Source organism: Agrobacterium tumefaciens (genome assembly GCF_005221385.1).
Lineage (GTDB): Bacteria > Pseudomonadota > Alphaproteobacteria > Rhizobiales > Rhizobiaceae > Agrobacterium > Agrobacterium tomkonis.
Map to the genome: position 1 here is coordinate 1,597,898 of NZ_CP039904.1, position 15,720 is coordinate 1,613,617.

Genomic DNA, 15,720 nt, shown 5'->3' on the forward strand with positions numbered 1-15,720 from the left:
ATGACCAATCCCGGCTTGCAACTCAAATCTATCGTCACCGATCCCCTGACCATCGCCATTGGTGCATCGGTCTTCCTGCTTCTGGTCGGCGAGTTGCTGTCCCCCGGCTTCGCGCAAGGGTCGCAGATCGTGCGGCTGCTGACGATTGCCGCCATTCTCGGCATCGTCGCCGCGGGACAGAACCTCGTCATCCTAGGCGGACGCGAAGGCATCGATCTTTCCGTCGGCGCGATGATCTCGCTTGGCGCGGTCCTTGCTGGCAACATGATGAACGGCCAGAATGCGGGCATTCCGCTCGCCATTTTCGTTGCAGGCGGCATTCCCTTCCTGATCGGTCTCATCAACGGTCTCGGCATCACCTTCGTGCGCATTCCGCCACTGGTCATGACGCTTGGCATGACGGCGGTGATCCAGGGCGGGTTGGTCGTTTATTCGCAGGGCGTTCCCTCCGGTGCTGCCGCACCGCTGCTGGCGGGCTTCATCAACCGCCCGCTCATTTTCGGCATCCCCGGCGTGCTTTTCGTCTGGCTGGGCATTGCCACGATCATGCTGTTCGTGCTGCGCCGCACGGCCTTTGGCTTCGCCATCTATGCCATCGGCTCGAACGAGCGGGCGGCGACGCTCACCGGTTTGCCCGTGTCGCTGATCCGAACGCTGCTTTATGGCCTCTCCGGCCTGTTTGCCGGGCTGACCGGGGTGTGTGTGATCGGTTACACCGGCACCTCCTTCATCTCCGTTGGTGACCAATATGTGCTTCCGTCGATCATCGCAGTCGTCATCGGCGGCACTTCGCTTGCCGGCGGTGCGGGCGGATATGTCGGAACCATGGCCGGGGCGGTTGCGCTCACCATTCTGCAAAGCGTACTGATAACGCTCAACCTCGATGTATGGGCACGGCAGATCATATTCGGTGTCACGTTGCTAGCGCTGATGCTGCTTTATGGCCGCCAAAAGCAGTTGCGTGTGTGACAGATGAGCAAAGACCAAGGTTCGAATATCAGGGAAGTGGCAGCTCTCGCGGGCGTTTCGATCGCGACCGTATCGCGGGCGCTGCAGCAACCCGACAAGGTTCGCCCGGAAACTCGAAAAAAGGTTTTCGATGCCGTCCGGCAGGCGAACTTCGTTCCCAATGCGCAGGCCGCGAGCTTCCGGCGTCAATCCAACAACACCGTCATCCTTCTCGTTCGCGATATCGGCAACCCGTTTTATCTCGAAATCTACAAGGGTGTTGAGGAAGCGGCGGGCGAAGCGGGCTTCAAGGTGCTGATGGGCGATGCCCGCAACGACGAGAACCGCGTGGCGACCCACATCGATATGGTGCGCCAGAAACATGCCGACGGCCTGATCCTGATGACCGGACAGTTTCCCGCCGAGCTTCTCGAACAGGGCGACGCGCTGCCGCCGATCGTGATCGCGTCGGAAACGGTGCCTGGCCTCGCGCTGCCCACCGTCAAGGTGGACAACCGTGCCGCCTCGATGAACGCCATGCGCCACCTCATCGAGGCGGGGCATCAAAGGATCGTGCATCTGGCCGGTCCGGTTCCGGAAAGTTTGGCGCAGGAGCGTTTCGATGGTTATCGCGCGGCACTTGCCGAGGCGGGCATCGCTTATGCCGACGAACTTGTCGTGACGGGCGATTACAGCATCGAAGCCGGCCGTCAGGCGATTGGCAGCCTTCTCGAAGGCGGCATTGCCTTCACTGCGATCTTCGCATCGAGCGACCAGATGGCGATTGGCGCGATCAGTGAATTACGTGCGCGTGGCGTTTCGGTTCCGGCCGATGTCTCCGTCATCGGCTTCGACGATATCATTTTTGCCAATGCTTTCGAACCGCCGCTGACGACGGTGCGCCAGCCCCGCCAGGAAATGGGCCGCAGGGCCATGGCGCTGATGGTGGATCGCCTGAACGGAAAACGCACGGCTGAAACCATCGTGCTGGATACGGAACTGGTGGTGCGCGGCTCGGTCGCGCCCTGCCGCCCGCCGCATCGGTAGCGGCAAGACTGTGAATGCAAGGAGTGTAAGGACATGAAGACGATCAAAGGCCCGGCGATTTTCCTCGCGCAATTTGTCGGGGACAAGGCCCCCTTCGACACGCTCGACAATCTCGGCCAATGGGCGGCTTCCCTCGGTTACAAGGGCATCCAGGTGCCGACCGATCCCAAGCTCTTCGATCTTGAGAAAGCCGCTGCGTCCAAGGCCTATTGCGACGACATCAAGGGCCGGCTTTCCGAGATGGGTATCGAGATCACCGAGCTTTCGACCCATATTCAGGGCCAGCTCATCGCCGTTCACCCGGCCTATGACGAAATGTTCGACGGTTTTGCACCTGCCGAACTGCGTGGCAAACCCAGGGCGAGGCAGGAATGGGCGGTCAACCAGCTGAAATATGCGGCGAAAGCCTCGCAGCATCTTGGCCTCAAAAGCCACGCGACTTTCTCCGGGGCGCTAGCCTGGCCCTTCGTTTACCCTTGGCCGCAGCGCCCGGCGGGTCTTGTCGAACTGGCCTTTGCGGAGCTGGGTAAACGCTGGACACCTATTCTCGATGCCTTCGAGGAGAATGGCGTCGATCTCTGCTACGAGCTGCATCCGGGTGAGGACCTGCATGACGGCGTGACTTTCGAGCGCTTTCTTGACGTCACCGGCAATCATTCACGCGCCAATATCCTCTACGATCCCTCCCACTTTGTCCTTCAGGCGATGGATTATCTCGATTTCATCGACATTTACCACGAGCGCATCCGCGCCTTTCACGTCAAGGATGCCGAGTTCAATCCGACCGGCCGTTCCGGCGTTTATGGCAGCTATCAAAGCTGGGTCGACCGGCCGGGGCGGTTTCGTTCGCTGGGCGACGGGCATGTCGATTTCGGCGCGGTGTTTTCCAAGCTCACCCAATATGACTTCGACGGCTGGGCGGTGCTGGAGTGGGAATGCGCGCTGAAGCATCCGGAAGACGGCGCGCGTGAAGGCGCCGGCTTCATTGAAAACCACATCATCCGCGTGACCGAGCGGGCCTTCGACGATTTCGCCAAAAGCGGTGTCGATGATGCCGCCAACCGCCGCCTTCTCGGTCTCTGAAAGGAACATCATGTCCTCCGCAACAGCAAAATTTAACAGCCGCCGCATCCGTCTCGGCATGGTCGGTGGTGGTCAGGGCGCCTTTATTGGTGCCGTGCATCGCATCGCGGCCCGGCTGGATGACCGCTACGAACTGGTGGCCGGCGCGCTTTCTTCCGATGCTGCGCGTGCTGCCGCTTCGGCAACCCTGCTCGGCATTGCGCTTGAGCGTTCCTATGCCTCGTTCGAGGAAATGGCGGCGGCCGAGGCTGGACGCGAGGACGGTATCGAGGCGGTCGCCATCGTCACGCCGAACCATCTGCATTTCGCCCCGTCCAAGGCCTTTCTTGAAGCCGGTATCCACGTCATCTGCGACAAGCCGGTTACCGCGACGCTGGAGGAAGCGAAGGCACTGGCCGAGATCGTCAGGGCATCCGACAGCCTGTTCGTCCTGACGCATAATTACACCGGCTATGCGATGCTTCGGCAGATGCGCGAGATGATCGCTGATGGATCCATCGGCAAGCTGCGCCACGTTCAGGCCGAATATGCGCAGGACTGGCTGACCGAAGCGGTTGAAAAGACCGGTGCCAAGGGCGCGGAATGGCGCACCGACCCCAGCCGCTCTGGCGCGGGCGGGGCAATCGGCGATATCGGCACCCATGCCTTCAACGCTGCCGCCTTCGTTACGGGCGAAATCCCCGCGAGCCTTTATGCCGATCTGACCTCTTTCGTTCCGGGCCGGCAGTTGGATGACAGCGCCAATATTCTGCTGCGCTATGCAAGCGGCGCGAAAGGCATGCTCTGGGCGAGCCAGATCGCGGTCGGCAATGAAAATGCGCTGTCGCTCAGGGTCTATGGCGACAAGGGCGGGCTTGAATGGCACCACAGGGTGCCAGACGAGCTGTGGTTTACGCCTTACGGGGAGCCGAAGCGTTTGATCACCCGCAATGGTGCGGGTGCCGGTGCGGCCGCCAACCGTGTCAGCCGCGTGCCGTCAGGGCACCCGGAAGGATATCTCGAGGGTTTTGCGACGATTTACCGCGAAGCCGCAGACGCAATCATCGCAAAAAGGGAGGGAAAGACAGCTGCCGGGGAGGTGATTTACCCCGGCATAGAGGACGGCCTTGCGGGTCTCGCATTCATCGATGCGGCCGTTCGGTCCAGCCGGACCTCGTCCTGGGTCGGGATCGACATCTAGACCACTGGATATCGGGGACTGACGACGCAGGGCACAGGAGGTGGTGCCCGGCATAACCCGGCCAGAAGGCCGGGAAAGGCGTGGGCACACGTGTCGTCACATTGATCAAACGGAAAGGGAGTTACGCGTTTGAAAACGTTCAAGTCAAAATTCGCAAGCATGGCAGCCGTTGTCGCATTGGCGGCCGGCATCGCAAACCCGGTTCTGGCGCAAGACAGCAAGACGCTGCCGATTGCCGCGCAGATGTACACATTGCGTAATGCGGGAACACTTGAGGAGCAGCTTGCCATCCTCAACCGCGCGGGCGTTTCGGCCGTGGAAACGGTGGATATGCAGAAGGTCAGCGCCAGCGAACTGAACGCGCTGCTGGAAAAGCACAAGATCAAGGTCATTTCCTCGCATGTGCCGATCGACAAGCTGCGCGGCAACCTCGATGAGGTCATCACCGAGCAGAAAGCCGTCGGCAATCCGGTCGTCACCGTGCCGTTCCTGAAGCCCGAAGACCGGCCGAAGGATGCCGCAGGCTGGACCGCCTTCGGCAAGGAACTTGGCGGCTATGCCGACAAGCTTTCCGCAGCGGGCCTTTCCATGGCCTATCACAATCATGATTTTGAAATGGTCAAGTTCGACGGCAAGACGGCGCTTGAGCTGCTGCTTGATGCGGCCGGCCCCAAGCTGCAGAGCGAACTCGATGTCGCCTGGGTGGCGCGCAGCGGCAATGATCCCGCCCAGTTTCTCGGCACATTGAAGGGCAAGGTTTTTGCCATCCACGCCAAGGACAATGCACCGGCCGGCACGGCGGAAAACGAGCGCGGCTTTGCCACACTCGGCACCGGCGTTCTCGACTGGAAGGCAATTCTGCCGGCGGCCAAGCAGGCCGGCGTCAAGTGGTTCATCCTTGAACACGACCTTCCGCTCGATGCCGAAGCTGTCGTGACCAAGGGCAACGCGTTCCTCAACGAACGCCTGCCGACCCTTCAGTAATCACTGCCAGTAAAACCAGAACCGCTCCCCGGCGGCCGGTTTCGCCGGGGCGCATGAGGTTCGACAGACGCATGACCAGTTTCCGCCGCACCGCGACGGGAAGCGTTTCGTCTCGTCGTTGTTTTTCCAAGTACACATCGGAGGAGTTATCATGGCAGACAATCATTATGATGCGATTGTTGTCGGCTCGGGTATCAGTGGAGGCTGGGCCGCAAAGGAACTCACGCAAAAGGGCCTGAAGGTCCTGATGCTGGAGCGCGGCCGTAACATCGAGCACGTCACCGACTATCAGAATGCCGACAAGGAAGCCTGGGATTATCCCCACCGCAACCGCGCCACGCAGGAGATGAAGGCGAAATACCCCGTTCTCAGCCGCGATTACCTGCTGGAAGAGGCGACGCTCGGCATGTGGGCCGATGAGCAGGAAACGCCCTATGTCGAGGAAAAACGTTTCGACTGGTTCCGTGGTTATCATGTCGGCGGCCGCTCGCTGCTCTGGGGCCGCCAGACCTATCGCTGGTCGCAGACCGATTTCGAGGCCAATGCGAAAGACGGCATCGCCGTCGACTGGCCGATCCGCTATGAAGACGTCTCTCCCTGGTATGACTATGTCGAACGTTTTGCCGGCATTTCCGGCAGCCGCGAGGGGCTGGATATTCTCCCCGATGGCGAATTCCTGCCGCCCATTCCGCTCAATTTCGTGGAACAGGACGTGGCCAGCCGGCTGAAGAAGGCTTTCAAGGGCACGCGCCATCTCATCAATTCGCGCTGCGCCAACATTACGCAGGAACTTCCGGATCAGGAACGCACGCGCTGTCAGTTCCGCAACAAGTGTCGGCTGGGCTGTCCCTTCGGCGGCTATTTCAGCACGCAGGCTTCGACCCTGCCTGCGGCGGTCGCTACCGGCAATCTCACCCTTCGGCCTTTCTCCATCGTCAAGGAAATCCTCTACGACAAGGACACGAAGAAGGCGCGCGGTGTTGAGATCATCGATGCAGAAACCAACCTGACCTATGAATACACCGCCGACATCATCTTCCTCAACGCCTCGACGCTGAACTCGACCTGGGTGCTGATGAATTCGGCCACCGATGTCTGGGAAGGCGGCCTCGGCAGCAGCTCCGGTGAACTCGGCCATAACGTGATGGACCACCATTTCCGCATGGGCGCCACCGGCCAGGTGGAAGGCTTCGAGGACTTCTACTTCAAGGGTCGCCGCCCGGCGGGCTTCTACATTCCGCGTTTCCGCAACACCGACGACGACAAGCGCAAATACCTGCGCGGTTTCGGTTATCAGGGCTCCGCCAGCCGTTCGCGCTGGGAGCGGGAGATCGCCGAACTCAATATCGGTGCCGATTACAAGGAGGCGCTGACCGAGCCGGGCGGCTGGACCATCGGCATGACCGCCTTCGGCGAAATGCTGCCCTATCACGACAACCGCGTGAAGCTGGATCATGAGAAAAAGGACAAATGGGGCCTGCCGGTCCTGTCCATGAATGTCGAGATGAAGCAGAACGAACTCGACATGCGCGAAGACATGGTCAATGACGCCGTCGAGATGTTCGAGGCGGTCGGCATCAAGAATGTCAAACCCTCGCGGGGCAGTTACGCTCCCGGCATGGGCATTCACGAAATGGGAACGGCCCGTATGGGGCGCGACCCGAAAACCTCCGTCCTCAACGGCAACAACCAGGTCTGGGATGCACCCAACGTCTTTGTCACTGACGGCGCCTGCATGACCTCGGCCTCCTGCGTCAACCCGTCTCTGACCTATATGGCGCTGACGGCGCGTGCAGCTGATTTTGCCGTCTCCGAACTGAAGAAGGGGAACCTGTGATGAACAGACGCGAACTGCTGAAACTGATAGCCATCGCCACCGGCCTTCCACTGATCGGCGCGGATGTGTTGACTGCTGCGGAGAATGCCGCAAAGCCAGCCGGCGGCAGCCATGTGTTCAGCCCGGAGGATATCCGGTTTCTGGATGAGGTGGCGGAAACCATCATTCCCCGCACCTCCACGCCGGGTGCGAAGGATGCCGCTGTCGGCGCATTCATGGCGGTTTACGCGGCAGATTGTTATACCGACGAGCAGCGGGCACTTTTCCTTTCGGCGATCCCCGAAATCGAAAAGCGCAGTCAGGCCGAACACAAAAAGGCTTTTGCAGATTTGACGCCAGAACAGCGGCAGGCGTTGCTTGCCACGCTGGACAAGCAGGCGAAGGCGGAACAGACGCCGGCAAAACCGCACGCCTTCACGCTGGTCAAACAGCTGACGCTGCTCGGTTTCTTCACCTCGAAGATCGGCGCAACGGAAGTTCTCGTTTATGACGAAATTCCCGGCGGTTTCGAAGACCGCGTTCCCTACAAGAAGGGCACGCCCGCGTGGGGCACGACCTGAACAGAGCAACCTCCGGCCCGTCCGCTTTTACGGGCGGGCCGTATTTATGCGGCAAGACAAGGATGACACGATGCGCAATACAATAATCATCGCGGCGGCAATGCTGACCGCTAGCGCCATTCCCGCGCTCTCGGAGGGCGATGCTGCCAAGGGAGAGGCAGTCTTCAAGCGCTGTTCCGCCTGCCACGCCATTGGCGAGGGCGCGAAAAACCGGGTTGGCCCGCAGCTTAACGGCATCATTGGCCGCGCAGCGGGCGGCGTGCCCGACTATAATTATTCGAGCGCGATGAAAAAAGCGGGCGAGGACGGTCTCGTCTGGACACCGGAAGAATTGCGGGATTTCCTCAGCGCGCCGAAAAAGAAAATACCCGGAAACAAGATGGCGCTGGCCGGCATCAGCAAGCCGGAGGATCTGGACAATCTCATCGCCTATATCGAAAGCGCGGCTTCGAAGCCGGTTGAGTGAGGGCGGCGGGACTACCCGCTCGAGGCGCGGCTCTTGGCGAAGGCCAGACGCATGGCGGCAGGCCCCTGCGCGCTATACCTGGCTGGCTTCGCCTTCCGCCAGCTGGGCAAGGCCCGGCAGATTGCAGACGAGAAGCTTCTGCCGTCCTCCCTGCACCAACCCCTTGGTTTCCCAGCTGCTGAGAATGCGCGAGACCGTGTGCAGCGTCGTGCCGGTCATCTCGGCGATATCCTGCCGCGAGATCGGGAAATCGATACGGATGCCGTCTTCCTCCTTGCGTCCGGCCTGCTGCGAAAGGCGCAGCACGGCATGAGCCACCCGGCGCTCCACTTCCTGCGTCGACATTTCGCGGATGCGCGTATGGGCTTCCTCGAGACGCTGGCCGATGGTCTGCATGGCGGAGACGGCAAGATGCGGGTTCTGTTCGACGAATTGCGGCCAGAGGTCCGTTTGCCACGACAGGATCACGCTTTCGGCAGCCGTGGTGGCTGTGCCGGGATAATCGGACCGTTGCAGTGCTCTTGCGAAACCGAAGAGATCACCGGGATGCACCATGCGCACGATGATCTGCTGGCCATCATGGGTCACCTGGGTCACCTTCAGGCGGCCGTGGATGAGCAGGAAGAAATGCGTGGCCGATTGGCCCTGCTCGAAAATGGCTTCGCCCGGCGGCACCAGCCGGGATGTGGCGTGGGTCAGCAGTCCGTCCAGCTCATCGTCGGCCATCTTGGCAAACAAGGCCAGCGACCGGATGACGCTTCGGTCAATCTTCACTTGCACCCTCTCCGGTGATCGGACGATCCTCAAGGTGATTGCATCGGCAATCGAGGAACGGCCTTTTCTGTATTGTCAGCATACAGCACTATCACCGGCGGCAGAAGATCAAATGATATGAATCAAGCACTTGTTTTAATTGATGATTGTCAAGAAAACAGGGTAGTGGCGCGAAGCTTTTCGAGAAGCGGCGCGTACCAGCGTGTGTCTCTCACGAGCCTGAACCCGAGATTATCAGGCGGCACGCCGACGGCGCATCCGCCGCTTTTCGGGTTTTTGACGAAGGCGCTCATCGCCGCCCGGTGTTTTCCCGAGGCGACGGGGATGCCGCAGGAGGCGACGCTATCGATCGCCTCACCATTCTTGCCGAGCGTCACACGGTGGCTGCAGCTCGAGGTCCATTCCCAGACATTGCCACCGAAATCGGCTAGGCCATATTCGTTTTCGCCGAAGCTGCCATAGGATTGTGGAACGGGATTGCCAGAGGCCTTGCGACTGGTCTGCCGCTCATAATCGGCCAGCCAGCGTAAAGCCGGGTTTTCACTGTCCGCGGCGACACCGAGTGTCTCGTCCGAGAAAAGCGACCCGGCGGCAAAGGCGAGTTCAGCGTCGCTCGGCAGGCGCCAGACAGCGCCTGTCCGCTCACTTAGCCACTTTGCATAGGCGCGGGCGTCGTCCTGGCTGATGCCGGTTGCCGGTATTTCGCCGCCGACCGGAGCCGCAAAGCCGGGTTCCGGCTTCTGGCAGCCGCCTTCCGCCACGCAGCGCGCATAATCCGCGCTCGACACCTGATATTTCATGATCGTCAGATTTTGCCGCATCGCCACGTCGACCATCGGTCCATCGACGGCATAACCATTGCGGAAATATTCGCCCTCCGCCCGGTATGTGAAATGTCCGGCGGGCACGGTGACGACATGCGGTGCCGTCATGGCCGCGCGGTCATCAGCGCCGCTGCGGATGATCCCGGACTGGAAACCGATGGCCGTTGCCAGCAGCGTTGCAATCGAGAACGGCAAAAGAAGCGAGACGGCATTTGGGAAGTGGCTGTTGCCGGGAATGCCCATGGGAACCTGCCTGCGTCGAGAAGACGCCAAAGTTCGGGCCTGCCTTCAGGCCGCGGAGAGCAGAAGGGGGGAGCGCGCCGCGACCGTTGTCGGCGGCGCGCTTCCGTCTGTGTCAGATGCTCGAGGGGGCGAGCACCGCCTGCATCAGGGTGTTGTTCCATTCACCCGTCACCTTGAAGTGGGCTGCCGCACCCAGTTCGAAAGCTTCGATGAGGTTGTGGTTGACATAAGCGTAGATGCCGGGCTGTTCGAAGGTATAGAAGGCCGCGCCCGCCGTACCGCCGGGAATGAACCAGGTTTCCTGGTCGAGATCCGGCGGGTTGCGGAACTTGCCCGTCGCCCAGACATAATCGCCATGGCCACCGATGAGGTGCGGACGGGTATCGCGGTTCGCCTGCGAATGGACGATCAGCACCTTCTCGCCAACGGCCGCCTGAAGGGCATGTTCCCCCGTCAGGGCGCCGACTGCGCCGTTGAAGACGATATGGGTCGGCGTCAGCTTGCGCATCACCTCCAGCGTGTCGGCCATGCCGTCGCCGGCGCTTTCATATTTCTTGAAATTGCCGTTCTCGTCGCGCGGGATGTAGAAGTCCTGCTCGCCGACATAATAGACCTTGTCATAAACAAGCTCCTTGCCGTGGCCGTCCGTCAGGCCCTCACGCGGCAGCACCATGATCGCGCCATTCATGCCCGAGGTAACATGCCACGGCACCATGCCGGGAGGTGCGCAGTGATAGACGAAGACGCCGGCCTTGGTGGCCTTGAAGCGCAGGATCGCCTTTTCACCGGGGTTGACGATGGTGAGCCCGCCGCCGCCGAGCGCGCCGGTGGCCGAGTGGAAATCGATATTGTGCTGCAGCTCGTTGGTATCGGGGTTGATGAGGGTCAGCTCGACATAGTCGTCCTGATGCACCACCATCAACGGGCCGGGAACCGAGCCGTTGAAGGTCATGGCGTGGACCTCGGTGCCCTTGTCGTCGAGTATCATCTTCTGCTCTTTGATCGTGAGCGTGAACTCGACGATCTTCGGTCCGCCTTCGGCTTTCTGCGTGTGGGCGTGCACGAAGGGCGGTTTGACGAGGTCAACCTTTACGCGAGGTAGCGCTGCAATCTCCGCGCTCGTCAATGGCTTTGCCGCGGCCTTCTTTTCCTCTGCCGCGCCCGCTGCCGATGGCATGATGACGGGAGCTATAGCCCCTGCAAATGCTGCGCCTGCGAGAATATTACGCCGTGTGATGTGGAAGGTTTCCGTCATCATTTTTCTCCTATCCCTCTTGGGGCAGAGCATGTTTCGCTCTGTCACAGCATTTGTAGCGGAGGGACGGAAATACAATTTGAGATGGAGCAAACTTCGCTTCCGGCACCCTGCGACATTTTGGCAGGCGGCTGAAGGCTGCTGCGGAGGCGTCACACCGCCTCTTTGCCTGTTCGCAAAGAAGCCGGACGGGCTTGGGTCTAGACATATGTCAAGACCAAACCAGGAGCATTATAATGAGTGGCAGCGAAACCGTTCTCACCGAAGGGCGCAGCCGGCCAAAGGGCGGCATTCCAAGAGGGCTGGCGCGCACCGGCCCGGTTATCTTTTCTTACGGCTTCCGGCCGTTTTTCCTCGGTGGCGCCATCTGGGCCATCGTGGCGATGGTGTTGTGGATCGCAGCCCTTTCCGGCTTCATCGACATTGGCGGGGACTATAGTGCGCCGAACTGGCATGCCCATGAGATGCTGTTCGGTTTCGCTTCGGCGGTGCTGGCCGGTTTTCTTTTGACGGCTGTGCCGAACTGGACGGGGCGACTGCCGGTATCGGGCAAACCGCTGGTCTGGCTGTTTGCGCTCTGGTGTGCTGGCCGGCTTTTCCTGCTTGTGCCGGACACGGTGGGCGTGGTCACCGCCGCAGCCGTGGACGGGCTTTTCCTGCCGGGGCTTCTCACGATCTGCGCGCGTGAGGTCATTGCCGGGCGCAAATGGAAAGACCTGAAGGTGCTGGGCGGGCTGCTGGCGCTTTCCATCGCCAATATCATTTTCCATGTGGCGGCGATCGAAGGCGACCTCAGCCAGATCGCGACCCGCCTCGCGGTCTCGGCCTATACCGTGCTTGTCATTATCGTCGGCGGCCGCATCGTGCCGAGTTTCACCCGCAACTGGCTGAACCGGTTCGGCCGCACGGATTTTCCCGTGCCCTATAACGGCTTCGATACAGCCGCTATCCTGACCGGTATCGCGGCGCTGGCCGTCTGGACAATAGAACCCGAGAGCATCGTGGCAGTGCCAACGGCGCTTCTGGCCGCGTTCATGCATGCGGTGCGCCTGATCCGCTGGCGTGGCTGGACGACATGGCCGGAGCAGGTGCTGGTGGTGCTGCATGTAGCCTATGCCTTCATTCCCGTCGGTTTCATCACCATTGCGCTGGCGGCGCTTGACGTGATGGACACGCGCTCCGTCCTGCATGTCTTCACCGTCGGCGTTATCGGCTGCATGATGCTTGCGGTGATGACGAGAGCGAGCCTTGGCCATACTGGACGCAAGCTCGCGGCCAGCAGGGTCACTATTGCCGCTTATGTGGCGCTGATCGCCTGTGCGCTCTTGAGACCTGCGGCCGAGTTCTTCCCCGGCGCGATGATGCATCTTTATGCCTGCTCGGCGTTTCTCTGGGTCGTGGGCTTCGGTCTTTTCTGCATCGAATACGGACCTATCCTGATGCGCGAGCGCAAACCGCTGAAAGCCTAGAAGGCTTGCGTGCGATACTGCCAAAAATGAAACGCCCCGGAGGTAATTTCCGGGGCGTTTCGGTTTCGGGGATTTGATATCTGGCTTAATGCGCGCCGGCGCCGGCGCGGATGAAGATGCGAAACGCCGTGCGCGCCTCGTCGAAATTGCCGGCCCATTGATGACCCCGGGCCAGAAGCTCCGGGTAAAGAAAGGTCGGCTCCTGCGGCATCAGCACGAAGATCACGGCGCCCGGCGGAAGACGGTCGAGCGCTGTAAGCGTACGGCTCGCCTGGCCTTTGGCCGTCTCGTCGCTGAGGTCGAGATAGATGACCGGGTCCGGCCATATCTGCGGCTCCTCGGCATTGCCCGCAAGCGCCGGCGAAACGGAAATCTGTTCGGTTTCAGTGGATTGCGGCGTGAACAGCACTTCCCAGTCGCCACCGCCGATTTCCCTGACCTGATGGTCGAAACCGCGCTCGGCCATCACCTTGAACAGCGGAACGGGGCGGAAGGTGGCGTATAAGCGCAGCGCCTCACCGGGAGCAAGCCCGGCCACGGCTTCCATGATGGCCGGAAAAGGCTCGCCGCCGCTCAGTAAAAGCGGCCGGACATCGAGTTCCCTGATCATTTCCGTCATTGCATCACCTCATCTGTCGGCTGGCGGCGGCATGGGCCGTCCGCCAGAGGTCTTTTCACCACATCGCCGGGGCAGGGGTCAATGTTCGGATCCGCAGCAGCATTCGCAGCCGGACATATCGTCCTCGGAACCTTCGGCCTGTTCTTCCAGCCGGCCGATATCGAGACGCCAGACTTCAGGGCCCTGTTCGAGATATTCCCAGCCGAACTGGCCGGGGAAATTGGTGGCCAGCTGGTAAAGCAGCGGACGGGGATCGTGATCACTGGTGATCTGCAGCGATTGCCCCTCGGTCAACGCGCCGAGCGCACCGAAAATGCGCGGATGGCGCTCGCGATGCGGAATGATGCGCACATCGATATTGGTTGCGGATTGGGCTTCGGACATAGGCTGGCTCCATGGCCGCGAATACTGAAATGTCCGGCAGTGCGGCCGGCCGGCGGACTGGAAAAACCTATCCGCCGTGCCGTTGGGAGACATTGTCGCCGCGCAAACAAACCTGAGATTCGTCAGGTGCGTCTGCGCGACATGCTTCAGCCCGCAAGGCTGCGATAGATCGCCGGCAGCGCCGCTGGCAGCTTGGCGATCCTGCTGACGATGGCATAACCGTTCTGGCCGAACATGGCCGGAATATAGGATTGCGCCTTGCTGTCGACCGTTACGCCGAAGACGCTGACGCCCGAACGTCGCGCCTCGGAAACCGCACGACGGCTATCCTCTATGGCGAAGCGGCCCTCATAATGATCGACATCGTTCGGCTTACCATCCGTCAGCAACAGAAGCAGCTTGCGGCGCTCCGGCCTCTCATGCAGCTTGGCGCTGGCGTGGCGGATGGCGGGGCCGATGCGGGTGTAGAAACCGGGCTTCAGCGCCGCGATGCGACGCTCGACAGTGTGGCCCATCGGCTCATCGAAATCCTTCACCGTCTCCACCCGCACCCAGGAACGGCGGCGGGAGGTGAAGGTCAGGATGGAGTGACTGTCGCCGCAGGCGGAAAGCCCGTGGGCAAGCACCAGCAGGGCTTCCTTCTCCACATCGAGCACCCGGCGATTGTCGAACCAGGCATCGGTCGATAGCGACACGTCGACAAGAATAGTCACGGCAAGATCATGCGCCTGCGGGCGGCTTGCCATATGAATGCGGTCGCTGCCCTGTCCTCCGGCGGCGATATCGCTTCTGGCGCGAACCACGGCGTCAAGATCGAGATCATTGCCGTCAAGCTGGGCGCGCAGCATTTCGTGGCGTGGCCGCAGCACCTCGAATTGCCGCCTGACCCGGCGGATAAGGCTTTTGGTATCCGGGTCGGGTTCCGGTGCCGTTTCGGCGTCCTTCGCCGGACCGGCGATGACCCGGCAATGGTCGGCGAGATAGGTACCGCTGCGATAATCCCATTCGGGATAGGTCAGCTCCGCTGTCAGCGGGGTATGTTTCAGTGCTTCAGGAGGCAGGTCGAGATCGAAGCGGAAGCGGGCGGAAGGCCGTCCCTTTCTTTCACCCAGCGTCATATCGTCAAGCTCGTCGGCCGCACTGCCGTCGGCATCGTCGCTATCGTCACCCGGACGGTCGACATTGACCATCTCGGCCATGGCGAGGATTTTTTCGAAACGGTTGAGGATGAAGGGGCTGCGTTCGGTCTGGCGGTTCTCGGCCTTTTCGCGCACGGCGATATGGCGGGCCGCTTCCGCGCCCTGCGGCGCGGCGCCCGCTGCCGGCTGGTCTTCGCTCTGCCTGGCCTCGGATGTTTCGCGCAGCAGCGTGTCCGGCCACAGCGGCACCGGCAACATCGGCAGGTAGCGCGGGGGCGCCTTGACCGGAAAGCCGGCGGGTGGCGCATGGCCGTCGATCCCTGCCGCATCGGCCAGCATGGAAAGCACCCGTTGCTCCACCTGCTGTTCCGCCTGTGGCAACGGCCGCTTCTGCCGCACCGCGAGCATGGCGGCGCATAGCCGGCGATAGCGGGTCTTCAAGCCGGGAAAAGCACGGGTTACGGTGTCGGCAAGTTCTGCGGCGCGGTCGAGCCGGGCAAGATCGTTGCGCAGCGGATCGGCAGCTACGACCGGTTCAAGCGGCATCAGCGCCATGGCGGCAGCGAGCCAGAGATAAAGATCGCGGTTGAGGCGGCGGTCGGGAAACAGATCCAGCACCGGCGGCAGCATCAGCGTGGCGTGATCGCGCCCGGGCTGGGCAAGCTTTTCTTCGCCGAGACCCATGCGCTGGCGAAGCCTCAGCCGGTGTGTGGAGGTGCGGGCGCGGGCAGGGGCGATCTGCACCGCATGTTCACCGCCAAAACCCCGGAAACAGATGGCCAGTACGGCCTGCATATCTTCCAGTTTCACGGCATGATCCGGGAAGCGCAACCATGTGCCGGTTTCGCCGATCAGCCTGTGCCAGGCGCGGCCGACGGTTTCTTCCAGTTCCAGAAAGTCCAGCATGG

Annotated in this window: 15 protein-coding genes; 9 read left to right on the top strand and 6 right to left on the bottom strand. The window is 61.3% G+C overall.

The features are described from left to right. The 8 genes from CFBP6623_RS22555 (at position 1) to CFBP6623_RS22590 (ending at position 8,105) form a co-directional block, all read left to right on the top strand. Positions 1-969 (top strand): ABC transporter permease, encoded by a 969-nt coding sequence (locus CFBP6623_RS22555; protein ID WP_080842927.1) that lies wholly within the window; start codon positions 1-3, stop codon positions 967-969. Positions 970-972: 3 nt separating this feature from the next. Further along, complete coding sequence (locus CFBP6623_RS22560) at positions 973-1,995, top strand: LacI family DNA-binding transcriptional regulator (protein WP_062654456.1); 1,023 nt, start codon at positions 973-975, stop codon at positions 1,993-1,995. A gap of 33 nt (positions 1,996-2,028) precedes the next feature. After that, positions 2,029-3,078: a sugar phosphate isomerase/epimerase family protein gene (locus tag CFBP6623_RS22565; protein WP_046800966.1), complete on the top strand. Its 1,050-nt coding sequence runs from the start codon at positions 2,029-2,031 to the stop codon at positions 3,076-3,078. A 10-nt stretch (positions 3,079-3,088) separates the two neighbouring features. Further along, a complete protein-coding gene (locus CFBP6623_RS22570) occupies positions 3,089-4,258 on the top strand; it encodes a Gfo/Idh/MocA family protein (protein WP_046801112.1) in 1,170 nt (389 codons plus the stop codon). A 129-nt stretch (positions 4,259-4,387) separates the two neighbouring features. Beyond that, positions 4,388-5,242 (top strand): sugar phosphate isomerase/epimerase family protein, encoded by an 855-nt coding sequence (locus CFBP6623_RS22575; protein ID WP_046800965.1) that lies wholly within the window; start codon positions 4,388-4,390, stop codon positions 5,240-5,242. A 151-nt stretch (positions 5,243-5,393) separates the two neighbouring features. Further along, complete coding sequence (locus CFBP6623_RS22580) at positions 5,394-7,079, top strand: GMC oxidoreductase (protein WP_046800964.1); 1,686 nt, start codon at positions 5,394-5,396, stop codon at positions 7,077-7,079. After that, on the top strand, positions 7,079-7,639 hold the full coding sequence (locus CFBP6623_RS22585) for a gluconate 2-dehydrogenase subunit 3 family protein (RefSeq protein ID WP_046800963.1): 561 nt from the start codon (positions 7,079-7,081) through the stop codon (positions 7,637-7,639). Before CFBP6623_RS22580 ends, CFBP6623_RS22585 begins: the two co-directional genes overlap by 1 nt. A 70-nt stretch (positions 7,640-7,709) precedes the next feature. Then, entirely contained in the window at positions 7,710-8,105 is a 396-nt protein-coding gene (locus tag CFBP6623_RS22590; protein WP_046801111.1) for a c-type cytochrome, read from the top strand. Between the two features lie 72 nt (positions 8,106-8,177). On the opposite strand, the gene CFBP6623_RS22595 is transcribed toward CFBP6623_RS22590, so the two are convergent. From CFBP6623_RS22595 to nirK, 3 genes are all read right to left on the bottom strand, one after another. Beyond that, positions 8,178-8,879, bottom strand: coding sequence for a Crp/Fnr family transcriptional regulator (locus CFBP6623_RS22595; RefSeq protein ID WP_046800962.1), 702 nt, complete (start codon positions 8,877-8,879; stop codon positions 8,178-8,180). A gap of 149 nt (positions 8,880-9,028) precedes the next feature. Then, positions 9,029-9,946, bottom strand: a complete 918-nt coding sequence (locus CFBP6623_RS22600; protein ID WP_046800961.1) for an SUMF1/EgtB/PvdO family nonheme iron enzyme — start codon at positions 9,944-9,946, stop codon at positions 9,029-9,031. A 112-nt stretch (positions 9,947-10,058) separates the two neighbouring features. Next, positions 10,059-11,201: a copper-containing nitrite reductase gene (gene nirK, locus CFBP6623_RS22605; RefSeq protein ID WP_080842928.1), complete on the bottom strand. Its 1,143-nt coding sequence runs from the start codon at positions 11,199-11,201 to the stop codon at positions 10,059-10,061. A 236-nt stretch (positions 11,202-11,437) separates the two neighbouring features. On the opposite strand from nirK, the gene CFBP6623_RS22610 reads away from it, so the two are divergent. After that, the gene (locus tag CFBP6623_RS22610; RefSeq protein ID WP_046800960.1) at positions 11,438-12,670 is read left to right on the top strand and encodes an NnrS family protein; all 1,233 of its coding nucleotides are present in this window, start codon (positions 11,438-11,440) and stop codon (positions 12,668-12,670) included. Positions 12,671-12,755: 85 nt separating this feature from the next. Here CFBP6623_RS22610 and CFBP6623_RS22615 read toward each other — a convergent pair whose 3' ends face one another. From CFBP6623_RS22615 to CFBP6623_RS22625, 3 genes are all read right to left on the bottom strand, one after another. Next, positions 12,756-13,289, bottom strand: coding sequence for a DUF2249 domain-containing protein (locus CFBP6623_RS22615; protein WP_080842929.1), 534 nt, complete (start codon positions 13,287-13,289; stop codon positions 12,756-12,758). 78 nt (positions 13,290-13,367) lie between these two features. Continuing rightward, a complete protein-coding gene (locus tag CFBP6623_RS22620; protein WP_046800958.1) occupies positions 13,368-13,673 on the bottom strand; it encodes a DUF2249 domain-containing protein in 306 nt (101 codons plus the stop codon). A 146-nt stretch (positions 13,674-13,819) separates the two neighbouring features. After that, positions 13,820-15,718 carry a nitric oxide reductase activation protein NorD gene (locus CFBP6623_RS22625; protein ID WP_046800957.1) on the bottom strand — a complete coding sequence of 633 codons (1,899 nt, stop codon included), beginning with the start codon at positions 15,716-15,718 and terminating at the stop codon, positions 13,820-13,822. Positions 15,719-15,720: the final 2 nt, after the last annotated feature.